Below are 26,162 nucleotides of genomic sequence, written 5' to 3'. Positions count from 1 at the left end.
AAAGAGCAGTTTCTGCCATCTCGGCGGTCCCTCCGCACCATCCCCCAGTCTTGAAAGATCCCGAAGGAGAACGCCATGAATGACCCGATCACCCTGAACGGAATATCCCTCACTGCCCCCGTTGTGCGGCGGCAGGAGGAAATCCTCACTCCGCAGGCATTGGATTTCGTCAAGGCGCTGCACCGGGCCACGACCAGCCGCCGGCAGGAACTGCTCCAGCAGCGCCAGACCCGGCGGCAGCAGATCTCCAACGGGGCAGACCCGACCTTCCTCGCCGAAACCCGGCACATCCGCGACGACGATTCCTGGCGGGTGGCGCCCACGGCCCCCGGCCTGGAAGACCGCCGGGTGGAAATCACCGGGCCGGTGGACCGGAAAATGACCATCAACGCGCTGAACTCCGGGGCCAGGGTCTGGCTGGCCGACATGGAGGACTCCTCCACGCCGTCGTGGGCCAACGTCATCAACGGCCAGCTGAACCTGCGCGACGCACTGGACCGCAGGATCGACTTCACCTCGCCCGAGGGCAAGGACTACAAGCTGCAGGGCGCCACGCTGTCCGACCTGCCGACCATCGTGGTGCGGCCCCGCGGCTGGCACCTGCCGGAAAAGCACATGCTGGTGGACAACACCCCGATTGCCGGCGGCATCGTGGACTTCGGCCTGTACTTCTTCCACAACGCCCAGCGCCTGATCTCGCAGGGCCGCGGCCCGTACTTCTACCTGCCGAAGATCGAGAACCACCTCGAGGCACGGCTGTGGAACGACATATTCGTCCTGGCGCAGGATCTGCTCGGCATTCCGCAGGGCACCATCCGGGCCACGGTGCTGATCGAGACCATCACCGCAGCCTTCGAAATGGAGGAAATCCTCTACGAACTGCGGGACCACGCCGCCGGCCTCAACGCTGGCCGCTGGGACTACATCTTCTCGGTGATCAAGAACTTCCGCACCCGCGGACCCCGGTTCGTGCTGCCGGACCGGAACCAGGTAACCATGACCGCCCCGTTCATGCGGTCCTACACCGAGCAGCTGGTGCGGGCCTGCCACCGCCGCGGCGCGCACGCCATCGGCGGGATGGCCGCGTTCATCCCCAACCGGAAGGACGCCGCCGCCAACGACGTCGCCATGGAGCGGGTCCGCGCCGACAAGACACGGGAAGCGCACGACGGCTTTGACGGTTCCTGGGTGGCCCATCCGGACCTGGTTCCGGTGGCCATGGAGGTGTTCGACGGCGTACTTGGCGAGCGCCCCAACCAGCTCGGGCGCAGCCGGGAGGACGTGGTTCCCAACGCGAAGGCCCTGCTGGACATCGCTTCCACCCCCGGCATCATCACGGAGGCCGGCATCCGCAGCAACATCGAGGTGGGCATCCGCTACATCGAATCGTGGCTGCGCGGCAACGGCGCGGCGGCGATCAACAACCTGATGGAGGATGCCGCCACCGCGGAGATCTCCCGTTCCCAGATCTGGCAGTGGATCCACGCCTCGGCGGTCACCGACGAGGGCGAGATCATCACCCACGACTGGGTGGAGCACCTGGTGGACGAGGAGTTCACCGCCCTGCAGCGCTTCGACGGCGACCGCTTCAACGACGCCCGTGAGCTGTTCGAGGAGGTGGCGTGCGGGGAGCACTTCCCCACCTTCCTGACCGTGCCGGCCTACGCCCGCTTCCTGCACGAGTCGCAGGAGCTCGCAACCGTCTAGCCAAACCCTCCCCGGAAGCGAGATTCAGGGCCCGGCGCCGGCAACGGCGTCGGGCCCTGCTGCAAATGGGCAACACGCCACCGGCGTAACATGGATAGGCCGCTTGTTTGGCTTGCCTCTCCAATTCCAAGGTGTGTTTACTCAGATGTCCTCCTTTACCCAGGCCTTGGCCCGTGGGCTGAATGTCCGGCATATCCGGTTCATGGCGCTCGGCTCCGCGATCGGCACCGGCCTCTTCTACGGCTCCGCCTCGGCGATTCAGTCTGCCGGCCCGGCCGTCCTGCTGGCGTACATGATCGGCGGAGCCGCTGTGTTCCTGGTCATGCGGGCGCTCGGCGAAATGGCCGTGCGGCACCCGGTGTCCGGATCCTTCGGGCAGTATGCCAGCCGCTACCTCGGCCCCTTCGCCGGATTCATCACCGGTTGGACGTTCGCCTTCGAAATGGCCATCGTTGCCATTGCCGACGTCACCGCCCTGGGCATTTACATGGGGTTCTGGTTCGCCGACGTGCCGCGCTGGATCTGGATCCTCGCCGCCGTCCTGCTGATCTCGGCCCTGAACCTGATGAAGGTGAAGGTCTTCGGGGAAACCGAGTTCTGGCTGTCCATCGTCAAGGTGGCGGCCATCATCGCCATGATCGTGGGCGGCGCCGCCATTGTGGTGTTCGGCTTCGGCCTGCCCGACACGGCGAACCCCGGACTGGAGACCATGCTGGGCTCCGGCGGCTTCTTCGCCAACGGCTTCTGGGGCCTGCTGGCGTCCTTCTCCATCGTGATGTTTGCCTTCGGCGGCATTGAAACCGTGGGCATCACCGCCGGCGAGGCGGACAACCCGAAAAAGGCCATTCCGGCGGCCGTCAACACCGTTCCGGTGCGCATCCTGCTCTTCTACGTCTGCGCCCTCGGCGTGCTGATGATGATCTTCCCGTGGCAGGACATCGACGGCGCAACCAGCCCGTTTGTGCAGATTTTCGATTCCCTCGGCATCCCCGCGGCGGCCCACATCCTCAACGCCGTGGTGATCACCGCCGCCCTGTCCGCGATCAACTCCGACATCTTCGGAGCCGGCCGCATGCTGTACGGGCTGGCGCAGCAGGGCCAGGCACCGGCGTCGTTCGCGAAAATCTCCCGCAACGGCGTGCCCTGGATGACCGTTGCCACCATGGCGGGGGTGCTGCTGGTCGGCGTCGTCCTGAACGCCCTGCTGCCCGAGAACCTGTTCAAGATCATCGCGTCGATCGCCACCTTCGCCACCGTGTGGGTGTGGCTGATGATCCTGCTGTCGCACATCGCCATGAAGCGCGAAATCAAGCGCCGCGGGCTGCCGGCCTCCGAGTTTGGGGTGCCGTTCTGGCCGTTCGCGTCCTATGCGGCGCTGGCCTTCATGGTGTTCATCGTGGTGCTGCTGGGCATCATGCCGGACACCCGGGTGGCCCTGGTGGTGGGCATGATCTGGATCGGCCTGCTCTTCGTGGCGTACCGGATCTGGGTGCGCGGCAACGGACGCGTCCGGGCCGAACTGGACGACGAGACGGGCGTGCCCTGGCCGACCGCCGGCGAGGACCCGTCCGCTGCGGCCCGTCCCGCGCAGGCCTCCGGGAATGCCCCGCAGCGCTTCTAGGTTGCACCCGGCATGAAGGTTGAAATCTGGTCTGACATCGCCTGCCCCTGGTGCTACATCGGAAAGCGCCGCTTCGAAGCCGCGCTGGCCGGTTTTGAGCACCGCGACGACGTGGAGGTCTCCTGGCGCAGCTACCAGCTTGATCCTTCCCTCCCCGAGCGCTACGACGGCACCGAGGTGCAGTACCTGAGCGAACGCAAGGGGATCGACCCGGCGCAGTTGGCCGGGATGCTGGAGCAGGTGACCGAGCAGGCGGCCGGCGTTGGGCTGAACTACGACTTCGGGAAGCTCGTGGTCGCCAACAGCTTCCGGGCGCACCGGCTGATTCATCTGGCCCGGGCCGAGGCGGGGAGCGCTGCGGCCGACGCCGCCAAGGAGGCCCTGCTGTCGGCCCACTTTGAGCAGGGGCTGGATACCGGCAGCGCCGACGTGCTGGCGGAAATTGGCAGCAGGGTGGGACTGGATCCCGAGCGGGTGCGGGCAGTGCTGGCCACCGATGAGTACACGGACGCCGTGCACCGGGACTTCGCCGAAGCGCGGTCCCTGGGCATCAGCGGCGTGCCGTTCTTCGTGATCGACCGCAAATACGGCATTTCCGGAGCCCAGCCCGCGGAACTGTTCGCCCAGGCACTGGACACCGCATGGGCGGAAGCGCAACCGCTCCGGATGGTCACCCCGGCGGCAGCGTCGGCGGACGGACCGGCCTGCGGCCCCGAGGGCTGCTAACCCCGCCGGCTGCTAACTCAGCAGCAGCCAGCCCAGCTGGCACAGCCGGCAGCAGTTTCAGCCGGCCGGCGGAGACGGCGTTTCCGACTGCCACGGGCAGCTCATCGGCCCGGTAGCGGCGGTTGACACCTTGTCAACCGGCACCAGTGCCGTGTATCCGGAGCCGAGCACAACATCCACGGAGTCATCCGCCCGGGCGTCCTGCACGTACTGGGTTCCCGGGATCTGCTGCTGGAGGGTGAAGGCTGCCGCTTCTCCGCTGGGGCCGGACGTGATGATGGCGGTCATGCCTTCGCGGTTCACCGTGCTGTTGCCGACGGTTCCGCGCTGGAATCCGCGTTCGGCGAGCGCATCGGAAACCTGCGTTGCCAGCCCCTGCGTCGGCGTCGTATTGAAGACGTTGACGGTCACCGTGTCCGGCGGCTGGTAGGTGAACGGGCCGGCGGGGCACTCGGTGGAGGCTGTCGGCGCCGAGCTGGGCGTCGACAGGACAATCCAGCCCCTCAGGACGGCCACGCCAAACAGCACCCCGAGCAGGAGGAGAAACACCAGGAATCCGATGACGATCCGGTGCCGCAGGCGCCGGCGGCGGGCGATCCGGGCCCGTGCCGCCTCGTCGGCCTCGGGATCGAAGACCGCTCCGAGATCGTCTTCAGTGACAATCCGGTGGCCGTGCCATTCGGTGGGATCACTTTTCGCGGTCCGGTTCCGGTGGCGTACCGCCGGAGGCTGGTCAGTCATCAATCACCAGGACGCGTGCATGAAGGATGGTTCGCTGGTGCAGGGCCGTCCGAACGGCCCGGTGCAGTCCGTCTTCCAGGTACATGGTGTCCCTCCATTGCACGACATGCGGGAAAAGATCTCCGAAGAAGGTGGAGTCCTCGGCCAGCAGTGCGCCAAGATCGAGGGTGCTTTTGGTGGTCACCAACTCGTCGAGCCGCACCTGCCGGGGAGGTACCGCTGCCCAATCCTTGGGTGTTACGTATCCATGGTCAGGGTAGGGGCGTCCGTCGCCAACAGCTTTGAAGATCACTTATACAGACTAAAGAAGATCCGCACCCTTTGAAACAGCGGGCCTCGGCGGGGCGTCCGCTTTCCGTTACATTACGGCCACGGCCACAGCGCCGCCGCAGCGGCGTCCCGGACACCCGCATGGCCCTCCGACCTGTGCAAATGCGCTGCCGGTCGGGCGGCAGGCGGTTTTCGGGCAGGCCGCGTTCAGTGGAATACTGGCCCTGTGACTTCTCCCCGCTTTGGCCTGCTGCTCGACGTCGACGGCCCGGTGGCCAGCCCGGTTTCCCGCTCGGTGCCTCCGGGCATCATTGCGCACCTCGTGCAGCTGGCATCGGCAGGCTGGCCCGTCATCTTCAACACCGGCCGGTCCGATGACTTCATCCGCAAGCAGGTGATGGAACCAATGATCGCCGCCGGGCTGTCCGCGGAGACCACCCTGCACGCCGTCTGCGAAAAGGGTGCCGTCTGGTTCTCCTTCACCGGCGCCGGACCCGGTGAGCCCCGGGTGGATTCCGCCCTCGCCCTCCCCCAGGCCTACGCCGACGCCGTCCGGGAGCTGGTTGCTTCCAAGTACCGCGGCCACATGTTCTACGACGAAACCAAGCGCGCCATGGTGTCCGTTGAACAGCACGTGGAGGTCGCCAACGCCGAATATCTCCGGGAGCAGCAGGACTTCGACGCCGATGCCCTGGCTCTGATGCGGAAGTCCGACCTGGGCGTGTGCCGGCTGGATCACCACGCACCGGACAGCGACGACTCGATCGACTACCGGATTGATCCCACCATCATTTCCACCGACATCGAAGCCCTGGGCGTCGGCAAGGACCTCGGTGCCCGGCGTGCCCTGTCCCTGCTGCAGGACGCCGGAACCGAGGTTCCGCACATCTGGCGCACCGTCGGGGATTCCCGGACGGATTACGCCATGGCGGATGAGCTGCATGCTCTGGGGTACGACGTCGCGCACGTTGACGTCCGCCCGGCGGACGGTGTTCCGTCCAAGCCCTATCCGGTGCTGACCGCCGGGGACCGCATCCACGAAGATGCCGGCGGAGCCTATTTCGCGCGCTGGGCCGCCATGGCCGCCGGCGAGGCAGTGAACGACGACGGCGTGAGCTAGCTCGGCGGCTGGCGAAGCAGTTGCCGGCTTGCCCGGCGCACGGCCGCGGTCAGCCGGACCAGGCGCTCGGACTGAAGGGTCCAGGACTGCCAGTACAACTCGACGTCGTGGTGCGCGTGGGCATCGAGCAGCACCAGCCGCCCGTCGTCGAAGTCGGATCCGACCTGGAGCTCCGGGACCATTCCCCAGCCCAGCCCGGCCCGCACGGCAGCCATGAAGGCCTCAGAGGAGGGGACCGTGTGCATCGGCGGAAAGCCGGCCACACCGTGGGATGCAAGGAAGCTGCGCTGCAAATTGTCCTTCGAGTTGAACTGCAGCACCGGCATGGCACTCCAGTCCGGGCCGGCGCCCCCGGCAAACCGGTCCCGCAGCCCGGGGGCGGCGGCGGGGACGTAACGCATGGCTCCGAGCCGCACGGCCCGGCACCCGCTCACCGGCACCGGGTCCGCGGTCACCGCTCCCAGCACATCGCCCTGCCGCAGCAGCCGGCTGCTGTGATCCTGGTCCTCCACATGCAGGTCGAGGGTGGTATCCGCCCAGCCCGCCGCATCCGCGAGCACCGGCAGGAACCAGGTGGCCAGCGAATCGGCGTTCACGGCCACGGGCGTGGCGGTCGGCCCCGCGGACCCCGCACCCAGGGCTTCCCGGGCCTCGGACTCCAGCAGCTGCACCTGCCGGGCCAGCCGCAGCAGCGCCGACCCGGCGTCGGTGGGTGTGCAGGGCGCGGCGCGGCGCACCACAACCTGTCCCACTGACTTCTCCAGCGCCTTGATGCGTTGGCTCACGGCGGACGGACTGATGTGCAGCCGGTCCGCGGCCGCCTCGAAGGTGCCCTCGTCGATGACGGCGGCCAAGGCCCGCAGATGATCAAAGTTCATGAAGAAAATCTAATGCATGCGCACAATCTTTCGTTTGCCTGCATCAGGGCCGGGAACTAGCGTCGAAGCCATGTGGAGCATTTGGGGTACCGGACTGCTGACCGGACTGGGACTGATCGTGGCCATCGGGGCGCAGAACGCGTTTGTCCTGCGGCAGGGCATCCGCCGCGAACACGTCGCCGCGGTGGTGGTGTTATGCGCGGCGAGTGACGCCGTCCTGATCCTGGCCGGTACCGCGGGTATCGGCACCCTAGTTGACCGCTTCCCGCAGGTTCTCGATATCCTGCGCTGGGGCGGCGCGGTGTACCTGGCCTGGTTCGCAGTCAGGTCCTTCATGTCCGCGCTGAAACCTTCCGTGCTGACCGGGCAGGCTCCGCGTTCCCGCGGATCGGTCATCAGCACCACGCTGGCACTGACCTTCCTTAACCCGCACGTCTACCTGGACACCGTGGTCCTGCTGGGCAGCCTGGCCAACCAGTACGGTGAGGCGGCACGCTGGATTTTCGCTGCCGGGGCCGTTCTCGGCAGCATCCTCTGGTTCTCCGGTCTCGGCTACGGAGCCCGCGCCCTGTCCGGAGCCCTGAGCCGGCCGCGCACCTGGCAGGTGCTGGACCTGCTGATCGGAGTCGTGATGCTGGCGCTGGCGGTAAAACTGGTCCTGGGCTGACGCGCCGGCAAGCGTGAACCCCCGCGCCGCGAAGCTTCTGTCGCGCCGTAAAACCTCTGTACAGGCCCGCCTGTTCGCCCCTACACTGGCCCGGACCCGTTTGACCCGCCGCCAGGCCACTGCCGACAGGACACCGCCACCCTCATGAGCCTCGCCACCAAATTCCTTGCCGGAGTACTCCTTGCCAACGCAGTGCCGCACGGGGTCAGCGCCGTTCAGGGCACTCCGTTTCCCACCCCGTTTGCCAATCCGCCGGGCGTCGGTCTGTCCAGCCCCCTCGCGAACGCGGCGTGGAGCGCCCTGAACGCTGCCGGCGGCGCCGCCCTGCTGGGCCGGCCGGCGGCAGGCTACCGAGAACGTGCCTCGGTGGTGTCCGGCGCCCTCGCCATGAGCTTCTTCCTTGCCTACTACTTCGGGAAGGATCCGGCCAAAGCCTAGGCCGCCGCCGCCGGCCGCTGCACGATCCGCCTGTGGTCGGCGGCTTACGCCTGCAGCGCCGGAACGTGCGTTGCGGTGGCCCAGCGCAGCAGTGAATACAGCAGCTGCGAGGCTCCGGGCATGAAACCCGAGCCGTGGTGATAGATCGGGTCCATGGTGGTCACCAGCAGGCGGGCCGGCTGGGTCACCTCATCAACATAGAGCAGGGCCCCTGAATCGGTGCCGTTCTCTTCCATGACCACCAGTGAGCGCGCGCCCTCCGGCGGATGCAGCAGGCCGTGGTGGTGCCAGGAGACCGCACGCTCCGTGAGGTACTGCCACATCGGATCCGCGGGCAGCCGCAGCCGGGTGCCGTTGTCCTCCCCGGTGCGCCAGGTCCAGAACACGGTGGGCCGGAAGGTGTAGCCCACGTTCGGCAGCCACCGCTCCACCTTGTTTTCGCCGAGGATGATGACCGTCTTGCCGGAATCCTGCAACGCTTCGCGGATGGCCGGGGCGAAGCGGGCCAGCTGCCCCTGATGCAGCCGGTCCCCCACCAGGACCACGTCCAGGTCAGCGAGCGCCGCCGGATCAGCGTCGGGAAGGTAGACGGACTCGAGCCGGTAGGGCTGCAGCGCCGGATCGGCCAGCGCCCGCAGCGCCGGGTAGGTGCCGCAGTGCAGCACCCCGATGCGCGGAGTGCTGCCGGCGGCCGCAATGCTGGTGTCGACGATCATTCGCGGGCTCCTTCGATGCTGCCGGGCGGGGTGCTGTCGGATTTCGAGGCGCCGTCCAGCCAGGCGACCAGGTTCGGGCCCAGCTGCCGGGTGGAATACCGGTCGTCGCCGAAGCTCTCCAGATCGTTGCCGCCGTGGACCAGCACTTCCCCGGCGCCCAGCCGGTAGCTGTAGTCCAGGGGCAGGCGGTACTGGCCGATGCCGGTGACGGTGCGGGCGCCGTCGGGCAGGTCCAGGTGGTAGCCGCGCCCGTAGAAGCCGGCGACACCGATTTCCTGCAACCGCTCGTAGCTGTGCGTGCCCGGCACTCCCGTGCGGTAGTGCAGGTCTCGGTAGTCCACACCCTCCCAGACCGGATGCGGTGTCACGGGATGCGGCTGCACATCCCGGGGACCGCGGAACTCCAGCTTGCGCCAGGGTGCCAGTCCGTCGATGAACGGCCGAACGACCTGCCCGTTAACCAGCACCCGGCCGCCGTTGCGGACAAACCCGGTGAGCGCGGCCCGGTGCTTGATCAGCAGCAGGTGGTCGACCCCGCCGCCGATGATGAGGCCGTCGGCGGCGAGGATCCGCGCCCGGGCGGCGTCGTCGTCGAGGTCGTAGGCGTCCACGTCCTCCGGCGCACCGCGCCAGGAAGGATCGCGCTGGCCGCGCATCGGCGTATCGCCGATCAGTCGGAAAATCACAAAGGGTCCTTTCGAAATGGCAGTGCGTTGCCGGTTCTGGGCGGCACGGGGCAGTCCTCGCGGCAGGAGGGTCCGAAGTCCGGCACCGCAATGACGCGGTCTCCGGATACCGTGCCCACCGTGGGGGTGCAGATGGGAAGCCCGTAGACAGCGGACAGGGCGGACCCGGTCAGCAGTTCCTCGGTGGGACCCCACCGGGTGTCGTCGCTGCCGACGAAAAGCAGCGCGTTGCGGGAGACGTGCAGGGCATGGTCGGGGTGGTGGGTGGTCATGATGACGCCCATCCCGTCGGCGGCGAGGCCGGACAGCACGGTCAGCACCCGGGACTGGTTGTGCAGGTCCAAAGCCGAGGCCGGCTCATCCAGGATCAGCAGCTCGGAGCCGGAGGCCAGCGCCCGGGCAATAAGCACCAGCTGGCGCTGGCCCCCGGAGAGCTCGGCATAACTGCGGTTGGCCCAGGCGGCCACGCCCACCCGCTCCATGGCGGCGTCCGCGGCGTCGTGATCCTCCCGGCGCGGTGTCTGGTAGGCGCGCAGGTGCCGGCTGCGGCCCATGAGCACCATCTCGGCAACGGTGAAGGACGTGCCGCCGGCCCCGTGGTCCTGCGGGACGTAGCCAATGGTGGTGCCGCTGGTGAGCTGCCCCTCGCGGGCGGTGAGCAGTCCGGACAGGCATTTGAGCAGGGTGGTTTTGCCGCGGGCGTTGGGCCCGAGGATGGAGAGGATCTCGCCCCGTTCCAGGCTGAACGCCAGGTTCCGGAACAGCCAGGGCCGGAGCCGCGAGTAGCGGAAGCCCAGGCCGGTGGCCTGCATCAGCGGCTCGGGGGCGGTGGATGCGGCAGCGACGGTCATTGCACTGCGCCTCTCTTCTGGGAACGGGCCAGCAGCGCCACGAACACCGGGGCGCCGATGATGGCGGTGAGGATGCCCAGCGGCAGTTCGCTGCTGCTGAGCGAACGGCTGAGGGTATCGATGAGCATCAGGTAGGTGCCGCCGAGCAGCAGTGACGCCGGCAGCAGCACGCGGTGATCCGGGCCGACCCAGAGCCGGGCCAGGTGCGGAACCACCAGCCCCACCCAGCCGACGGCGCCGGCCACGGCCACGGTTCCCGCGGTCATCAGCGCGACGGCGCACAGCAGCACCACGCGGGACCGCTGCGGATTGACGCCCAGCGCCGCGGCGTCGTCGTCGCCCAGCGAGAGGACATTGAGGCGCCAGCGCATCGCCAGCACCACGGCTCCGCCGATCGCCACGGGAACGAGAGCGGTGAGGACCTTTGTGTAGCTGGCGGCGGCAATGGAACCGAGCAGCCAGTGCACGATCGAGGGCAGTTCGGAGTACGGGTCGGCGGTGTAGGTAATGAAGGAGACCAGTGCGTTGAAGAACGCCGCCACGACGATGCCGCCGAGGACGATCATCAGCATCGGCCCGCCGGCGCCGCCCATCCGTCCGAGCGCCAGCACGACGGCGAGCGCGGCCAGCCCGAAGCCGAACGCGCCGCCCACCATCCAGCCGCCGGAGAGGCCGAGGGTCAGCACCAGCACGCCGCCGAAGGAGGCTCCCGCGGTGACGCCGATGATGTCCGGGCTGACCAGCGGGTTGCGGAACAGGGCCTGCAGACAGGCGCCGCCCAGCGACAGGGCGCCGCCCACCAGGAAGGCCAGCAGGACGCGCGGCAGGCGCACGTCAAGGACCACTGTGGCTTCCTGGTCGGTCCAGGTCCGGCGCAGGAGCCCCTCGCCGCCTCCGGCGCCGAAGAGTGCGGTGGCTTCGTTGGCCAGGATGCGCAGGATTTCATTCGGCGGAACCCAGTACCGGCCGGCGGCCATGGAGACCAGGGCCACCGCGAGGAGGATCAGGACGCACAGCAGCAGGGCCAGCCGGTGGCTGCGGGCCGCCGGCCGGGCCGCCGTCGTCACCGTCGTCGTCGTGCCGGTGTCCGCCTCAGGCACTGAACACGTCATAGCCGGCGCTTGCGCTGTTCAGGTCCAGCCGAAGGGCGGCGTCGATCTGGGCCTCGGAAATCTCGTAGCCGTAAAGGTAGGAGATCTTCTCGGCCATGGCCGCACGGAGGTTGTGCTGGGTGAGCTCGGGATGGAACAGTTCGGCTGCCCACTGCCACATCAGCGGCGACTCGGCACACGGCACTTCCCAGCGGTAGCCGCCCAGCGGAGCCTTGTAGACCCGGCGGTTGCGCACCGCGGACACGGAGGCCAGCGACTTGTCCGCGTACACCTCGGCCGGCGTGCGGGCATCAAAGCCGCCCAGCGTAATGACCTCGGGATCCCACTCGATGAGCTGCTCGGCGCTGACCACGTTCTCGGCGGAGATGTTGTCGGCGGCCATGTTCTGCCCGCCGGCCAGTTCCATCCAGTAGTGCATGTAGGCGGTCTTGTTCGACGCCGAATAGCCGTCGCCGGACTGGCCCAGATGGACCACGCGGACGGGAGCGGTGACGGAGGACAGTTCCCGCTGCAGCCGTTCGATCTCGGTGTGCATCCAGTCCACGATCTCCGTGCCGCGCTCCGGCTTGCCCAGGATCGCGGCAAACAGGCCCACCCAGGTTTCCAGGTATTCCTGCGTGCCGTAGAGCAGGCAGACGGTCTTGAAGCCGGCGGTTTCCAGCGGCTCCACCAGCCCGTCGCCCTGGTCCGCCCACTGGAACACGACGTCGGGATCCAGGGCGGTGAGCGTTTCAATGTTCGGGGTGAAGCTGGACGGCGAAACGGTGGTGGTGGTCTTCGACTCCGGATACATCTCCCCGAACAGGCCCTGCCGGTTGGCCTGGACTGTCGATTCGTTGATTCCCACGATGCGGCCATAACCGCCGTCCACGGCGGCAAGCATCGACGGCGAGGGAATGACCGTGGTGGCGATCCGCTGCACCGGGGCGTCAAAGGACACCTGCACGCCGCGCATGTCAGTCACGGTGAAGCCTTTTGACCCGGCGGCTCCACCGGCCGCGGCGACGGTTTCGCGGGAGGAGCAGGCGCCAAGAGCGAGGGCGAGGAAGCCGAGGCCGGCTCCGCCGAGAAGGCTGCGGCGGGTGGTTCCCCGCGGGGTGTGGGAGTCGGACAACGTCGTTCCTATCGCTCGGAAGGTAAGGCTTACCTAAAACTGACCTAGATCATCAGACCATATCCGTGCGATTAGCGCACAATTTCGTAACCTAATTGAAGTCATTAGGGCTGGGGCCATGACCGGAACCGTGGGCTAGCATCACGGCTATGACGGATCAGCCTCCCCCGGGCGTGCCGGCCCTCGCCGGCGACCGCCGCCGGAGCCTCAGCGCCCTGGCGGCCGCCCTGCCGGCCAGTGCGGCGGCCCTTGTGGCATATTCGGCTCTTGTCCCGGTCCGGGTCACCCTGAATACCGTGGCGCTGACCGCCTTCGTGTTCTGGATCGCCTATTCAGCCGTCTGGCTCATCCTGACCCACCGGGTTTTCGCCGCGGCGGACGCTGCCACGCTGCACTCCTGGCTGCGGGCGACCGCGACCCGTACGGGCCGGCTGCCGACCGTCAACGTGCAGGCGTCAATCCTGGCGACTGTCGCCGTCGCCCTGGACCTCCTCCTTCCCGGGCTGATCCGCGCAGATCGCCACGACGTTTTCCTCCTCTGACATCAACGTCCTGACCACCCGGGCCCGCAACGCCGTGACCGGCCAGGCCTACGTTGCCTTCGCCTACACCACGTTCATCCTTGCCCTGTTGATCGCGATTTTCTTCCCGTGATCCGGTACGACTGCAGGGCAGGGAGCAACAGCGCAGGTGTCGCCGCAAGACGCGGTGTTACGCGGACCGTGCTGCTTTGACCGATAAAGCCGCAGGTCAGGGGCGCCTACGATGGGCGGGACGTAATATTCGCTGCCCGGTTGACAGCAGACGGTGATAACTTCGCACCATGACTGCGATCCCCACATCGATTCCTGTTTTGGACCTGAGCACTGCCCGCAATGCCGACGGTTCCTTCAACGCCGAATTCATTGCCGCACTGCGTGACGCTACCCACCGGATCGGTTTCTTTCAGCTGGTCGGCTACGGCGCCGGCGAGGCAAAGGTGGACCAGCTGTTCGACGTCACCAAACGCTTTTTCGACCTGCCGCTGGAGACACGGCTGGAGCTGGACAACCGGAAGTCGCCGCACTTCCGCGGCTACACCCGGCTGGGCACCGAGCTGACCCAGGGACGCCCGGATGCCCGCGAGATGGTGGATTTCGGGCCGGAACGTGCCGCCGTGGAAAATTACCCGGCCGATCAGCCGTTCTGGCTGGTCCAGGGCCCCAATCTGTTCCCCGACGAGGTGCTGCCCGAGCTGCGGCAGACGTCGATGGAGTGGGCGGAACTGATGTCCGGGGTCGGCGCGGAGCTGCTCAGCGCCATCGCCGTCTCCCTTGAGCTGCCCGAGGACCACTTCGCCGAGCCGTTCGAGGGCACCCCGGCCTGGATGGCCAAGCTCGCGCACTATGTGGGCGGCGAGGTTCAGGAACCCGGCAGCCACGGCGTGGGCTCGCACGCCGATTACGGCTTCGTGACCCTGCTGCTGCAGGATTCCGTGGGCGGGCTGGAGGTCCGCCCGCACGAGTCCGACACCTGGATTCCGGTGGAGCCGATCCCCGGAGCGCTAGTGGTCAACCTCGGAGAAATGCTCGAAGTCGCCACCCAGGGCTACCTCTCCGCCACCATCCACCGTGTGCAGGCACCGGCTCCCGGCGTGGACCGCTACGCCGTTCCGTTTTTCTGGTCCCCGCGCCTGGACGCGGTCATTGATCCGGTGCAGCTGCCCGAGCATCTGGCGGCGCAGTCACGCGGCATCTCCGATGACCCGCAGAACCCGATGCTGGCGTCCTACGGCTCCAATGTCCTTAAGGGCTGGCTGCGGGCCCATCCCCAGGTGGCCAAGCTGCATCATCCGGAGCTGCTTTCCTGATCGGGGCGGTCAGGAAGGCTGCGGCCGCGCGTGGGTTAGCGTCCAGTCCAGGGCATAGTCGGCAACGTCTTCCCATCCCGGCTCGGCGCACGTCCAATGGGCGCGGCCTTCAAACTCGTGGTACTCCGTGAGGGCCGGGGACTTGGCCCAGTGCTTGGCGTTGGACCTGTTGACCGAAGGGGGCATGATGTGGTCTTCGCTGCCCCCGATGAACAGCAGCGGCGCCCTGTCGACGGAGTAATCCACCCACGTCTCCTGGTGCCCGGGCTGGAAATTGGCAAGGAGTCCGTAGGCCCAGACCCAGTGCCCCGGAGCAGCGATGGCGTACCGTTCGTAGGCGGCGTCGGATTCCTCCCGGCTGAGGGTGTTCGTGAAGGCGTAGTGCCATTCCTCCGGGGTGAACCCGACGGCCTTGTGGAAGGTGGCGGGGTTCTTCAGGGCCGGGAAGAGGGAGCGGGCCTGGGACAGCGGGGTGACCCGGACGCCCTCGGTCGGGGCCGCGTTGATGGCCGCACCGGCGGCGCCCAGGCCGCGGGCCAGCAGGAGTTGCGTCAGAAGCCCGCCGAAGGAGTGGCCCATGATGATGGGCGGCTTGGGCAGCGACTCGACAATGCCCGCGAGGTGGTCCACCGTTTCCGGGACGGTGAGGTCCGCGATGACGTCGGGGTTGTTCCGCAGCGCCTCGACCTCGATTTCGAATCCCGGATAGGCGGGCGTGAGAACGGTGAAGCCCTGCGCCTCATAGTGGGCTTTCCACCCCTCCCAGCTGCGCGGTGTGACCCAGAGTCCGTGGACCAGCACGATAGTGTCCGGCGCGTTGCCGTCCGGGACGTTGCTATCCGGGGCATGATCCGGGGCATTGGAACTGTTCATGAGGGTGTTCCTCCCTTACGGCTTTTGCCGACCAGAGCGAGAGAAATGGAAGGCCTCAAAGGTCTCCGATGGTGGCCCTGCCAACATCCGCTGGCCGGGCAGGACAAGTGCGCTGACGACGGATTGAGCAAGTCGTGCCAACCAGCATCACGGCACCAGTCATGGCCCACAACACGAGGCGCAAAAGCGGCTGGCGGAGATGGCAAACCGCCGGCTGCGTAGTCGCCCCGGGACGCCAGGTAACCCTCCCGCGACGGGCCGGACCTGCTCGCTTAGCGCTCGAAGACCGTCGGCGGCTCATTGTGGTGGTCGTCGAATCTCAAATTTCCTGCCTTCGGTCGCCGGCGGGTATTTTTCCGCGTTGATTTTCTTGAATCTGCGCAGGAGGAAGACAACCGCTAAAACAAATACGGTCGTTGCGGCGATGGCGATAAGAAGCGGCATTCCTGGTTCCATGACGATCCTCTCATCGATAAGTCAACGGCATCCGATGATATGCGCGAATTGGGGCGATGCGCTGCAGTGTGGCGCTTGTCCGGGACGTTGGGGCAGACTGGTCGCGTGAGCGGAATCCCCTGGGTGCTTCATGTCGATCTCGACCAGTTCATCGCGGCGGTCGAAGTGCTCCGGCGCCCGGAGCTGGCGGGCAAGCCGATCATTGTCGGCGGCAGGGGCGACCCCACGGAGCGGGCCGTGGTGTCCACCGCTTCCTACGAAGCCCGGGCGTTCGGCGTGGGTTCCGGCATGCCCCTGCGCATCGCCGCCCGGAAAGTACCCGACGCCGTGATCCTTCCCGTCGATGCCGAGGAATACCTCGCAGCGTCTGAAACGGTGATGGCAACCCTGCAAAGCCAGCCCGGCGCCGTCGTACAGGTGTTGGGGTGGGATGAAGCCTTTGTCGGCACCGAGACGGAGGATCCGGAAGCCTATGCCCGGCAGCTGCAGGCCGCCGTGTTCGAGCAGACGCGGCTGCACTGCAGCGTGGGCATCGGCGACACTCTGGTCCGGGCCAAAAACGCCACCGATTTCGGCAAGCCGGCCGGCATTTTCCGCCTCACCGCCGGAAACTGGCTCGACGTCATGGGCGAGCGGCCCACCAGGGATCTGTGGGGCGTCGGAGCCAAGGTGTCGGGCCGGCTGGCCAAGCTCGGCATCACCACCGTCGCCGAACTGGCGGCGTCCGATCCCTCGAATCTGGTCCCGGAGTTCGGCCCGAAAATGGGGCCTTGGTACGCGGAGCTCGGGCGCGGGGACGGCGCCAGCGTTGTGGACGACACTCCGTGGGTTGCCCGCGGGCACAGCCGCGAGACCACCTTTCAGCGCGACCTCACCGAGCCGGAGCAGGTGCACGACGCCGTGCGGGAACTGACGGCGCGCGTCCTGGAGGATGTCGTGGCTGAAGGACGGCCCGTGATCGGGCTGACCCTCAAGGTCCGGTACGCACCGTTCACGACGAAGACGCATGCGAGGAAGATTCCCGAGACCTTCGACCGGAACGAAATCCTCGCGCGGGCGCTGGACCTCGCGGGCGCGATCGAAGCCGGCCGCCCCATCCGGCTTCTGGGCCTGCGGGCCGAAATGGCGATGCCCGATGACGCCCGCAAGGGACACACGCCGACGCGCGGCGGTTGGTGACGGCTTACGCCGCACGATTCCTCAACGACGCTTATTAAGTGACGGGCCGGCATCCTCGTTTGAATCCGGCAAACAATTCATTACCGCCTAACGCAGGATCGTTAGGCGGCACGGTTAGACTGCAACCCAGCCGGAATTCAAGGAGCAAAAGATGTCTAACCCGCTTGACCTCAGCAATGCCCAGTACTCCGAGGTGGAAAGTCCCCTGGTATTGGAGCCCCCAAAGCCCGTGGTCGAGGTGACGGTCCATAATCCGGAGAAGGTCGGCGGCATGATCCTGGTGGATTCCGAAGCGCAGCAGAAACACGCTGAGACCGCCAAAAGATTCCTTGGCGACCTGCTGGCCACCCCGCTGCAGAGCCCGGAGTTCCAGACGAAGTTGGCGCAGCTGACCCGGTTGGGCGAGGACACGATGCAGCAGGCAAGCACCGCATCCAACCGCATGCTGACCAGGCCCGCGGCTGCTCTCGCGGCGACCGGCGCTGATCCTGCGTCCCGCACCGGCAACACGCTGGTGGAACTGCGGCAGATCGTGACGGAGCTGGATCCAAAGCGCCATGACCTGACCGGAACGAAGCGTCTCCTGAGGTTCCTCCCCGGAGGCAGCGCCATCCAGCGGTATTTCCTGAAGTATGAGTCTGCGCAGGAACAGCTCAACGCCATCACCAAGGCACTCAAGGGTGGGCAGGACGACCTCCGGCAGGACAACGCTGCCATCCAGACGGAGCGTGACGCCCTGTGGGCGGCGATGGGTCAGCTTGCGAACTATGCCGTGCTCGCCAATCATCTGGGAAATGGGCTCGAGCAACGCATCATCGACCTTCGCAACCAGGGCAAAACGGATGATGCCGCCACTCTGGAGGCTGATGCCCTCTTCTACGTCCGCCAGCGCCACCAGGACCTGATGACCCAGATGGCGGTCTCCATTCAGGGTTACCTGGCTCTTGATGTGATCAAGAAGAACAACTCAGAGCTGATCAAGGGCGTGGATCGGGCGCTCGGCACCACCTTGGCGGCGTTGCGGGTCGCCGTGATCGTTGCGCAGGCGCTGGCACAGCAAAAGATTGTGCTGGCCCAGATCGATGCCCTCAATTCGACCACCGCGGACATGATCGTCTCGACTTCCGAACTGCTCCGTTCCCAGGGCGCTGCCATTCATCAGAACGCCGCCAGGAGCGCCATAGATCCCGCCAAGCTGCAACAGGCGTTCGACAACGTGTTCCAAGCCATGGATGAGGTTGACCGGTACAAGGCCGAAGCGGCCCAGTCGATGAAGCAGACGGTGCAGGTCCTTCAGGGGCAGATTAGCCGTGCCAAGCTACAGCTGGAGCGGAGCCATTCCTCTGACGCTGCCACCGCTCATCCCCCGAGAGGATAACGATGTCACGTCTCACCGTGGGCAATGTCTTCAAGGTCGCAGTTGCCCTCTTCTTTTTTCCTTTCCTCCCTCTCTTGGTGCTCATGATCGGGGTGCGCAGGAAGAACAGGAAGGTGATCCTCGAGGGGGCCTCCTACATCGCCATCTTCCTTGTTGGCATCTCGGCCGTGGGAGGCGACAGCGCGTTCGCCACCCTGTCGGCCTTTGCCGTCCTCGGGATCGTGCCCGTGTCAGCAATGCGGTCCTACATGCTTCGTGACTTGTGGCTGCATCGGAGGGTTCGGGGGCAGCAGCCTGAGGTTATTACCCAGCCGCATCCGCCGAGGACGCCCGCCCAGCAGCCGACACCGGCAGCGGCATCGATCACTCCGCCAACGGCGGACCTGTCACCGGCGTTGGCGTGGGTAGCCTCGCTCGCCAAGCAGAACAAGAACCGGCTTCCCGCTGAGTCGTACGTCGCTGTCCTGGAAACCTGCCAGACACTGGACGCGGTGATCGACGCGGAAGCGCGGCAGCCGCTGGCCGATGCCGCGTTTGAGTACGAGCTGGCAGCCATAGTGCGTGAGTACCTGCCGGCCGTGCTTCAGGGCTACCTGGCCATCCCGCCCGGCATGCTGGACAACCGGCAGCCGAACGGAAGAACGCCCAACGAGGAATTGGTCGAGCAACTCCAGCTCCTCTCCGGACAAGCCGAGTCCCTGCACGCCAGCCGGCACCGCCATACTTCGGCGGAGCTGACCAGCACGGGCAACTTCCTGAGGGAACGGTTTGGGCACCATCAGCAAGGTGGCTTCGACTTCGGCGTCAAGTAAGCCCGCTTCCCGGGCGATCAGCGGCGCCGTCAGCCGGTGACGGGACATCCGGCAGCTCCGGGCTCGAAACCGTCGGCTGTTCGTTGACAGGATGCAGGGCGTTGGAGATCCTCGTGCTACCAGCTGCAGCACACGTGATCGAACCGAATCGGGTTCCCATGGATTACGACGAAAATGCAGAATTGAAACTGGATGTGGTGCGAATCTGGCGCCTTCGCCGGGATGGGGCGGTTGTTCACGTCGCCAGCCGCCAGCAACGCCTCATCGCCGCGCTCGCCATCCGCGGACCGTGTCTGCGGAGCTACCTCATTGGACTGCTCTGGCCCGAGTGCCCGGAGTCGAAGGCCTTGGAAAGCCTGAGGGTCAGCATCCACGTGGCGTCCCGGCAGGTGCCCGGCTTGATCGTCAATGACGGCCGGCTGCTGTCCATCAGCACCCGTGTTGAGATCGACCTTCACCGGGTTCAGGCGGCCATTCGTGCGCTGCACGACGACCAACAGGATGCCGATGCCTCAGTGTATTTGCGCGAATTGCGGGATGCGGAGCTCCTGCCGGGCTGGTACGAGGATTGGGTGGTCTCCGCACAGGTTCGACTGACGCAAGACCGTCTCAGTGCTTTCCTTTTGTTTGCGGAACGCTCGCTGGAGCGGGGCAATCCGCTACTCGCCGAAGCGGCCGCAGCAATGGCGGTGGAAATCGAACCCCTGCACGAAAACGCCGTGCGCCTGCTTCTCACCGCCCAGATGCAGCAGGGCAATCCTGCTGCGGCGCTTCGCGCCTACGAACGGTACCGGAAACAACTTGAATCCGATTTTGGCATTGGTCCGGCCGCATCCATCAAAGGGCTCATTACTGATTCGTTGACAGGCCACGGACTCAGGAGGACTGAGCATCTGCCCTCAAACGGCGCTCTCTGGCGGCAAGGCAGTCCAACCTCGCCAGTAACGCCCGCGTAACGGCCTGTGCGGAGTCTTTTCCTTACCGCGGATTTGCCCTCCACGAAGGAACCTACAATGAACTCTCCCGGCAATGACGGCCGGCTCCCCGTAATCTACGTCCGCGGGTTTGCCGGTACAGGTTCAGGCATTAACGATGCCGTAGATGACCCGTTCTACGGCTTCAGCCAGGGCTCCGTCCACGTCCGCGCTGACGGCAGCGGACACGCGAAGTTTCACCAGTTCGAATCCCCCATGCTGCGCTTGATCAGCGACCACAACTATGACGTTCCGGTCCACGGGGACCAGTGGACTTTCCTGAACAGCGCGGAGGCGGGAAGCCTAAACCCCGCTTCTGTGTGGATCCACCGCTTCTACGACGAGGCCGCCACCACTTTTGCTGACAACCCGGAGAACTTCAGCCTCGAGGAAGCTGCAGCGAGCCTGTTCACGCTGGTCAAACTGGTACGGGAGAAAACCGGGGCGCCCAAGGTGTTCCTGGTTGCACACTCCATGGGAGGACTCATCTGCCGCTGCATGCTGCAGCGCGTTATCCCGGAAAGCAGCGCCGACGACAGCGGCGGGATCGACCCCGCCGCAGGCACCGAATACGTAGCCCGGGTCTTTACCTACGCGACACCTCACGGCGGAATTAACTTCGCCTTGGGTTGGGGGCTGCTGGAACGCCTCCGCGATGCCACGGGCCTCCACGGGGCGGACATCTTCGGACCGGACCGGATGTATGACTACCTCACTCCGCACGCTCAAAGGGGCGAGCTGACACGGGAGGCGTTCAAGGGAACCGTCATGCCGGCCGGCGGATTCCCCGCCGAAAACCTGTTTTGCCTGGTTGGGTCGAACCCTGAGGACTACGACGTCGCAATGGGGCTGTCGTCAAAAGCCGTGGGCGCCCGCAGCGACGGCCTGGTGCAAATTGACAACGCCGCAGTCCAGAACGCACCGCTGGCAGTGGTGCACCGGAGCCACAGCGGACGTTACGGCATCGTCAATTCGGAAGAGGGATACCAAAATCTGCAGCGGTTTCTCTTCGGCGATCTCAAGGTTGAGGTGGGACTCGTCGGTTTCACCGTCGGCAGGGCAGACCCGCCGGAAGTCGAGTTCCAGCTGGATGTTGGTCTGGCCATCCGGGGCCTTCCGGTGCTGGTCCACGAACAAAGCGCAGCTCACTTCTGCCCCGTCCAGATCGAGCATTGGAAGGAAGGTGACCCGATTGACTCACCGGTTCCTCTGCTCACGACCTTCCTTGCTTCAAATGCGCCGCGGCCCCTGGTCGACGGCAGGAAAGTCCCAACGCTTCGCCATGCACTCAAACTGCGGCTGATGTCCATCTGGGAACGAGAGGGACATTTTTTCTTCACTGACCACTTGGAACAAACGGAAGACTGGCAAGACACCCTGCTCATAGACATTGAGCCGCCCTCCCCCGGCCAAGCCCTGCCCCGTGCGTGGGCCGCCTGGAACAGCTCCATTCCCTCCACACTCAGGGACTGGAATCCCGGGGAGGAGGATTTCCTGACGGACACCGACCCCACCACAGCCCGGTGGAAAGGCCATGTGGACGTACCTGAATTCTTCAAAGACCTGCTGGGTCACGGCGCGGGGATCGATCTCACGGTCACACCCAGGTCCGTTTACTAACCGGATGGACAACAGCAGGTCCACAGCTCCGCGGCCTAATCAGGTTCAGATCAGGTGATCGTCCTCAGGCAGTCTCGTCGGAAACGCGGATGAGGATCTTGCCGGTGGTGCCGTGCTCCACGGCGTCGTGCGCGGCTGCGGTCTCTTCAAGGGGGAACCAGGTGAGGGGAAGCCCGGCGGACTCCCCCACGGGCAGGGCGCCGTCCCGCAGAGCGGCAGTGATGTCTTCAGCGGCCGCACGGTGCGCCTCCGCTCCCACCGTGTAAACAAGCACGCCCTGCCAGCGGACGTTCTTCGCGAAGCTCGCGATGATCGGCACCGTGAAGTCGTCGCCGTTGTTGTTCGCGTAGTAGGCGATGCTGCCGTGATTGGCGATCACGGCGACGTCGAGTGCCGCGTTCTGCGCCGGAGCCACCTCGACGATCTGGTCGACGCCGTCCGGGGCGATCTCGCGGATGCGGTCGGCGAGCGCGTCGTCGGGATAGCGGACCACATGGTGCGCCCCGGCGGCGCGGGCGAGCTTCTCTTTCGCATCGCTGCTGACCGTCGCGATGACGGTGGCGCCCGCCCAGACGGCGAACTGGATGGCGGCGTGCCCGACGGCGCCCGCGCCGCCCTGAACGAGGACCATGCGTCCGACAAGTGCGTCGGGGGCAAGCCGGGACGGCCCGAACTCATGAACGGTCAGGGCGCGGTGCGCGGTCATCGCGGGAACGCCGAGGCTGGCGGCCACGTCAAAACCGATGCTTTCCGGAAGCGGCACCGCCCGGTCGGCGGGGAGAACCGCGAACTCCTGGGCGGTCCCGGTGGGGCGGCCGTGAGCCGCGAGGTACACCCAGACCCGGTCGCCCACCTGCGGGCCGGTGACGCCGTCACCCACCGCGTCGACCACTCCGGCACCGTCCTGGTTCGGCACCATCTCGGGAAAGGGCACGCGGCTGGCGCGCGCCTTCCAATCGGTGGGGTTCACGCCCGAGGCGACGATGCGGACCCGCACTTCGCCCGGACCGGGAGCAGCGGCCTCGCGGTCGACGAGATTGAGGACGGAGGAATCGCCAGCGGCGGAGTACACGATTGCTTTCATGAGGACTAGAAGAAGCAGGCTCCGCGTTCTATTCCCGAGGACGTGAACCGGATCACGGAGTTGGCGCACCCCGCCCGCACGTCACCGAGCTGCGCGCAGATCATCCCGTCCGGGATCAGCAACGTGATCTAGGCGGCCTGCGGGCGTCCCAGCACGGCCACCAGGAAGTCGGAGTCCGGAGCGAACGGGCGAAGGTCCCAGGTGGAGAATTTCTGCTGGCATTCCAGACCGGCGGCGGACGCGTCTTCCAGGAACTGTCCGAAGTCGTAGCCGCGGCCGGCGCCGAACCCCGTAACCAGACGGCCGCCGTCGGCCAGATGCTTCCGCAGCCGGGTCAGGACTTCCTGATGGGTTCCGGGAGCGACGAACGTCAGCACGTTGCCCGCGCAGACAATCGCGTCGAACGGCTCGGCAATGCCGGCCGCCGGCAGGTCCAGCTCAGCGAGGTCCGCCACCAGCCAGGGCACGTCGGGAAAGTCCTGCTGGGCGGCGTCGATGAGTTCGGGATCAATGTCGACGCCGACGACGTCGTGCCCGCGGGCAGCCAGCTCGCCGCCCACCCGGCCCGGGCCGCAGCCGGCGTCGAGGATCCGGGCGCCGCGGGGAACCAGCGCGTCGATCAGCCGGGCCTCGCCGTGCAGGTCAGCGCCCTGCTCCCGCATTTGCTGAAACCGGGCGATATACCAGGCGGAGTGGCCGGGGGAGGAACGTTTTTTGGCTTCCCAGAGGGTTTCTTTGCGCATTCCTCCAGCGTACTTCGGTGCCGGGGATCGGCTCGAGCCGCCGTTCACCGCTAGTTCGACTCGCGCAGCCGCTTCACCTCGCGGGCCACCTTGTCCTCCCGTATCCGGAAGGGGAACTTGCGGTAAAGCGCCAGCCCCCACACGATGGCCGCCGCACCCAATCCCAGAATTGGCCAGACGGGCCAGAAATAGCCGTCCGGCGTCGTCGCCCACCAGATAAACAGCATTCCCGCCATGGCTAACGCCCACACCACAAGTACGGCCTTGTAGACGGTGCGGGCAATGACAATGGCGCGGGCGCGCTGTTCGATGTCGGAATCTTGATCCATCACGTTCTCCTGTGCTTGAGAAGCGTTACAAAGGCCACATCATGCACCAGCAGACGCGCTTCTGCCGCCGTAATTCGCCATTAATATTCCTCGTACCGCAAGGCTTCCGGCACCGGCCTACTTGCTTGGTGTGCGGACACCAACTCCCTGCCGTCCAACGCCCCCTGCCGCGAAAAAAGTCGGTGCAGGTGGGTCACAAAGCGTTGGGCGTGGCGCAGGATGGGGATATCAAACCGAGGCCGCCGGCGTGTGAGCCGCGGACCGCAGAGAGGAAGGCAGAGTTCCATGGCAGATCTGGGTGGCATGGCAGACAAGGCAAAGGACGCGGCAAAGGACAACCCGGAGAAGGTTGACCAAGCCAAAGACAAGGCAAAGGACGCCGTCGACGGGAACAAAGACGACGACCAGAAGTAGAAACCGGCAGAACCGAGCTGGGCCATCCCCGCGGGGATGGCCCAGCTTTTTAACGCCGGCGGCTCGATGCCCCGCGCTTTGACGCTGGCCTGTGGCCCGTGCCAAAGTCAATGCGTGAACCTGTCAGACAGCCGAATAGCGGGACACCGTGACCGCCGTCGAAACAGGAAATGCTGAAGAGGCCCGAAACTCGTACCCGAATCTGGGCTGCGCACCGGCGAGCAGCCACTGAACTCTTCAGCCCGCGGCCTCGCAAAGCTGAGCAAGTAAAGGACCACTCATGACACAGCAGCAGGCCCTCTCCGAGCGTGCGATTCCGGCGCGTTCCTCCGCCTCCGAGGCCAGCCTTCACCGCGAGGACGAGGGCTACCACAAGGGCCTCAAACCCCGGCAGGTCCAGATGATTGCGATCGGCGGCGCCATCGGCACCGGGCTCTTCATGGGTGCCGGCGGCCGGCTGGCCACGGCGGGCCCGGCGCTCGTCCTCAGTTACGCCGTCTGCGGTTTTTTTGCCTTCATGATTCTCCGGGCCCTCGGCGAACTGATCATGCACCGGCCCTCCTCCGGATCCTTCGTTTCCTATGCCCGCGAGTTCTTCGGCGAGAAGGCAGCCTTCGTCACAGGCTGGATGTACTGGCTGAACTGGGCCATGACCGCGATCGTCGACATCACCGCCGTCGCGCTGTACATGAACTTCTTCCGGAAGTACTGGCCGCCGATCGCTGACGTGCCGCAGTGGACCTGGGCCCTGGCCGCCCTCCTTCTGGTCCTGGGCCTGAACCTCATCAGCGTCAAGGTGTTCGGGGAGCTCGAGTTCTGGTTCGCGCTGATCAAGGTGGTGGCCCTGGTTACCTTCCTGATCGTGGGCATCTGCTTCGTCATCTTCGGCACCCCGGTGGACGGCCAGGAGGTCGGTTTCAGCCTCATCTCCGGCAACGGCGGCATGTTCCCCAACGGCTTGCTGCCCGCCGTCGTCGTCATGCAGGGCGTTGTCTTCGCCTACGCCTCGATCGAGCTCATCGGCACCGCCGCGGGCGAGACCGAGCATCCGGAAAAGATCATGCCCCGGGCCATCAACACCGTGATCGTGCGCATTGCCGTGTTCTACGTCGGCACGCTCGTCCTGCTCTCGCTGCTGCTGCCGTACAGCTCCTACAAGGCAGGCGAAAGCCCGTTCGTCACGTTCTTCGGCTCCATCGGGGTGGGCGGCGTGGACGCCATCATGAACCTGGTGGTCCTGACCGCCGCCCTGTCCTCGCTCAATGCCGGCCTGTATTCCACCGGCCGCACCATGCGCTCCATGTCATTGGCCGGCTCCGCGCCGAAGTTCGCCGGGCGGATGAACAAGGCGGGCGTCCCGTACGGCGGCATCGCGCTGACCGCGGCCGTTGCCCTGCTCGGCGTCGTCCTCAACGCCGTCGTTCCTGCCCAGGCCTTCGAGATTGTCCTGAACGTCGCGTCGCTGGGAATCATCAGCACCTGGGCCATGATCGTCCTCTGCCAGATGGAGCTGACGCGGCGGGCCAAGCGCGGCGAACTGGCGCGTCCGTCCTTCCGGATGCCCGGCGCTCCGGTGAGCGGCTGGATCACGCTCGCGTTCCTTCTCGCCGTGCTGATCCTCATGGCCTTCGACTCGCCCGTGGGCACCTGGACCATCGCCTCCCTGGTGGTCATCATCCCCGCGCTGATGCTCGGCTGGCGGCTCTGCCGTGTCCGCGTCCTGGAGCTCGCAGCGGTGCGCGACGGCGACACCGGCGCCTTCCCGAAGTCCCGGCCGTCTGAAACCAGGCATTTGATCAGGTAG

Annotated in this window: 28 protein-coding genes; 15 read left to right on the top strand and 13 right to left on the bottom strand. The window is 66.2% G+C overall.

The window, feature by feature from the left end; translation table 11 throughout:
* Positions 1 to 75 precede the first annotated feature (75 nt).
* From aceB to QNO08_RS01340, 3 genes are all read left to right on the top strand, one after another.
* On the top strand, positions 76 to 1,707 hold the full coding sequence (gene aceB / locus QNO08_RS01350) for a malate synthase A (protein ID WP_229967848.1): 1,632 nt from the start codon (positions 76 to 78) through the stop codon (positions 1,705 to 1,707).
* A 145-nt stretch (positions 1,708 to 1,852) separates the two neighbouring features.
* On the top strand, positions 1,853 to 3,328 hold the full coding sequence (locus tag QNO08_RS01345) for an amino acid permease (protein WP_229967846.1): 1,476 nt from the start codon (positions 1,853 to 1,855) through the stop codon (positions 3,326 to 3,328).
* Positions 3,329 to 3,340: 12 nt separating this feature from the next.
* Positions 3,341 to 4,054 (top strand): DsbA family oxidoreductase, encoded by a 714-nt coding sequence (locus QNO08_RS01340; RefSeq protein ID WP_229967844.1) that lies wholly within the window; start codon positions 3,341 to 3,343, stop codon positions 4,052 to 4,054.
* Positions 4,055 to 4,111: 57 nt separating this feature from the next.
* On the opposite strand, the gene QNO08_RS01335 is transcribed toward QNO08_RS01340, so the two are convergent.
* Complete coding sequence (locus QNO08_RS01335) at positions 4,112 to 4,795, bottom strand: LytR C-terminal domain-containing protein (protein ID WP_229967842.1); 684 nt, start codon at positions 4,793 to 4,795, stop codon at positions 4,112 to 4,114.
* Complete coding sequence (locus QNO08_RS01330; RefSeq protein WP_104055710.1) at positions 4,788 to 5,087, bottom strand: type II toxin-antitoxin system VapB family antitoxin; 300 nt, start codon at positions 5,085 to 5,087, stop codon at positions 4,788 to 4,790. Before QNO08_RS01330 ends, QNO08_RS01335 begins: the two co-directional genes overlap by 8 nt.
* 204 nt (positions 5,088 to 5,291) lie before the next feature.
* Between QNO08_RS01330 and QNO08_RS01325 the strand changes: the two genes are divergently transcribed.
* Positions 5,292 to 6,185 carry a Cof-type HAD-IIB family hydrolase gene (locus tag QNO08_RS01325; protein WP_229967840.1) on the top strand — a complete coding sequence of 298 codons (894 nt, stop codon included), beginning with the start codon at positions 5,292 to 5,294 and terminating at the stop codon, positions 6,183 to 6,185.
* Here the strand turns inward: QNO08_RS01325 and QNO08_RS01320 are convergent.
* Positions 6,182 to 7,063, bottom strand: a complete 882-nt coding sequence (locus tag QNO08_RS01320) for a LysR family transcriptional regulator ArgP (protein WP_229967838.1) — start codon at positions 7,061 to 7,063, stop codon at positions 6,182 to 6,184. The two genes, QNO08_RS01325 and QNO08_RS01320, sit on opposite strands and share 4 nt — an antisense overlap.
* Positions 7,064 to 7,133: 70 nt before the next feature.
* Between QNO08_RS01320 and QNO08_RS01315 the strand changes: the two genes are divergently transcribed.
* Positions 7,134 to 7,730, top strand: a complete 597-nt coding sequence (locus tag QNO08_RS01315) for a LysE/ArgO family amino acid transporter (protein WP_229967998.1) — start codon at positions 7,134 to 7,136, stop codon at positions 7,728 to 7,730.
* 144 nt (positions 7,731 to 7,874) lie between these two features.
* The gene (locus QNO08_RS01310; protein WP_229967836.1) at positions 7,875 to 8,168 is read left to right on the top strand and encodes a hypothetical protein; all 294 of its coding nucleotides are present in this window, start codon (positions 7,875 to 7,877) and stop codon (positions 8,166 to 8,168) included.
* Positions 8,169 to 8,212: 44 nt separating this feature from the next.
* Here the strand turns inward: QNO08_RS01310 and QNO08_RS01305 are convergent, their stop codons facing one another.
* The 5 genes from QNO08_RS01305 to QNO08_RS01285 are packed head-to-tail and all read right to left on the bottom strand — an operon-like array spanning position 8,213 to position 12,647.
* Entirely contained in the window at positions 8,213 to 8,884 is a 672-nt protein-coding gene (locus tag QNO08_RS01305) for a hypothetical protein (protein ID WP_229967835.1), read from the bottom strand.
* A complete protein-coding gene (locus tag QNO08_RS01300) occupies positions 8,881 to 9,570 on the bottom strand; it encodes a hypothetical protein (protein ID WP_229967833.1) in 690 nt (229 codons plus the stop codon). The genes QNO08_RS01305 and QNO08_RS01300 overlap by 4 nt, the downstream gene beginning before the upstream one ends.
* Entirely contained in the window at positions 9,567 to 10,421 is an 855-nt protein-coding gene (locus QNO08_RS01295; protein WP_229967831.1) for an ABC transporter ATP-binding protein, read from the bottom strand. The genes QNO08_RS01300 and QNO08_RS01295 overlap by 4 nt, the downstream gene beginning before the upstream one ends.
* Positions 10,418 to 11,521: a FecCD family ABC transporter permease gene (locus QNO08_RS01290; RefSeq protein ID WP_229967829.1), complete on the bottom strand. Its 1,104-nt coding sequence runs from the start codon at positions 11,519 to 11,521 to the stop codon at positions 10,418 to 10,420. Before QNO08_RS01290 ends, QNO08_RS01295 begins: the two co-directional genes overlap by 4 nt.
* Entirely contained in the window at positions 11,514 to 12,647 is a 1,134-nt protein-coding gene (locus QNO08_RS01285) for an ABC transporter substrate-binding protein (RefSeq protein ID WP_229967827.1), read from the bottom strand. Before QNO08_RS01285 ends, QNO08_RS01290 begins: the two co-directional genes overlap by 8 nt.
* Before the next feature lie 149 nt (positions 12,648 to 12,796).
* Here QNO08_RS01285 and QNO08_RS01280 point away from each other — a divergent pair, with 149 nt between their 5' ends.
* Positions 12,797 to 13,189 carry a hypothetical protein gene (locus QNO08_RS01280; protein WP_229967825.1) on the top strand — a complete coding sequence of 131 codons (393 nt, stop codon included), beginning with the start codon at positions 12,797 to 12,799 and terminating at the stop codon, positions 13,187 to 13,189.
* Positions 13,190 to 13,470: 281 nt separating this feature from the next.
* Complete coding sequence (locus QNO08_RS01275; protein WP_229967823.1) at positions 13,471 to 14,496, top strand: isopenicillin N synthase family dioxygenase; 1,026 nt, start codon at positions 13,471 to 13,473, stop codon at positions 14,494 to 14,496.
* Between the two features lie 9 nt (positions 14,497 to 14,505).
* On the opposite strand, the gene QNO08_RS01270 is transcribed toward QNO08_RS01275, so the two are convergent.
* Together QNO08_RS01270 and QNO08_RS01265 are read right to left on the bottom strand one after the other, a co-directional pair.
* Positions 14,506 to 15,369, bottom strand: coding sequence for an alpha/beta hydrolase (locus QNO08_RS01270; protein WP_229967821.1), 864 nt, complete (start codon positions 15,367 to 15,369; stop codon positions 14,506 to 14,508).
* A 297-nt stretch (positions 15,370 to 15,666) separates the two neighbouring features.
* Positions 15,667 to 15,825, bottom strand: coding sequence for a hypothetical protein (locus QNO08_RS01265; protein WP_229967819.1), 159 nt, complete (start codon positions 15,823 to 15,825; stop codon positions 15,667 to 15,669).
* A gap of 105 nt (positions 15,826 to 15,930) precedes the next feature.
* Between QNO08_RS01265 and QNO08_RS01260 the strand changes: the two genes are divergently transcribed.
* The 5 genes from QNO08_RS01260 (at position 15,931) to QNO08_RS01240 (ending at position 21,788) form a co-directional block, all read left to right on the top strand.
* Positions 15,931 to 17,004 carry a DNA polymerase IV gene (locus tag QNO08_RS01260; protein WP_442860543.1) on the top strand — a complete coding sequence of 358 codons (1,074 nt, stop codon included), beginning with the start codon at positions 15,931 to 15,933 and terminating at the stop codon, positions 17,002 to 17,004.
* 151 nt (positions 17,005 to 17,155) lie between these two features.
* Positions 17,156 to 18,382 carry a toxic anion resistance protein gene (locus tag QNO08_RS01255; protein WP_229967817.1) on the top strand — a complete coding sequence of 409 codons (1,227 nt, stop codon included), beginning with the start codon at positions 17,156 to 17,158 and terminating at the stop codon, positions 18,380 to 18,382.
* Positions 18,383 to 18,384: 2 nt separating this feature from the next.
* On the top strand, positions 18,385 to 19,194 hold the full coding sequence (locus QNO08_RS01250) for a hypothetical protein (protein WP_229967815.1): 810 nt from the start codon (positions 18,385 to 18,387) through the stop codon (positions 19,192 to 19,194).
* A gap of 101 nt (positions 19,195 to 19,295) precedes the next feature.
* Positions 19,296 to 20,150: an AfsR/SARP family transcriptional regulator gene (locus QNO08_RS01245; protein ID WP_229967813.1), complete on the top strand. Its 855-nt coding sequence runs from the start codon at positions 19,296 to 19,298 to the stop codon at positions 20,148 to 20,150.
* A gap of 57 nt (positions 20,151 to 20,207) precedes the next feature.
* A complete protein-coding gene (locus tag QNO08_RS01240; protein ID WP_229967811.1) occupies positions 20,208 to 21,788 on the top strand; it encodes an esterase/lipase family protein in 1,581 nt (526 codons plus the stop codon).
* A gap of 64 nt (positions 21,789 to 21,852) precedes the next feature.
* Here the strand turns inward: QNO08_RS01240 and QNO08_RS01235 are convergent, their stop codons facing one another.
* The 3 genes from QNO08_RS01235 to QNO08_RS01225 form a co-directional block, all read right to left on the bottom strand.
* Positions 21,853 to 22,872: an NADPH:quinone reductase gene (locus QNO08_RS01235; RefSeq protein WP_229967808.1), complete on the bottom strand. Its 1,020-nt coding sequence runs from the start codon at positions 22,870 to 22,872 to the stop codon at positions 21,853 to 21,855.
* Positions 22,873 to 23,000: 128 nt separating this feature from the next.
* Complete coding sequence (locus tag QNO08_RS01230) at positions 23,001 to 23,615, bottom strand: class I SAM-dependent methyltransferase (RefSeq protein WP_229967806.1); 615 nt, start codon at positions 23,613 to 23,615, stop codon at positions 23,001 to 23,003.
* Between the two features lie 50 nt (positions 23,616 to 23,665).
* Positions 23,666 to 23,944 carry a hypothetical protein gene (locus QNO08_RS01225; RefSeq protein WP_229967804.1) on the bottom strand — a complete coding sequence of 93 codons (279 nt, stop codon included), beginning with the start codon at positions 23,942 to 23,944 and terminating at the stop codon, positions 23,666 to 23,668.
* A 285-nt stretch (positions 23,945 to 24,229) separates the two neighbouring features.
* On the opposite strand from QNO08_RS01225, the gene QNO08_RS01220 reads away from it, so the two are divergent.
* Complete coding sequence (locus QNO08_RS01220; RefSeq protein ID WP_269439247.1) at positions 24,230 to 24,358, top strand: hypothetical protein; 129 nt, start codon at positions 24,230 to 24,232, stop codon at positions 24,356 to 24,358.
* Between the two features lie 280 nt (positions 24,359 to 24,638).
* Positions 24,639 to 26,162 carry an amino acid permease gene (locus QNO08_RS01215; RefSeq protein WP_229967802.1) on the top strand — a complete coding sequence of 508 codons (1,524 nt, stop codon included), beginning with the start codon at positions 24,639 to 24,641 and terminating at the stop codon, positions 26,160 to 26,162.

This window comes from Arthrobacter sp. zg-Y820 (genome assembly GCF_030142155.1).
Lineage (GTDB): Bacteria > Actinomycetota > Actinomycetes > Actinomycetales > Micrococcaceae > Arthrobacter_B.
Note: the sequence above shows the minus strand (reverse complement) of the source record. Positions and strands in the feature narration are given on the sequence as shown.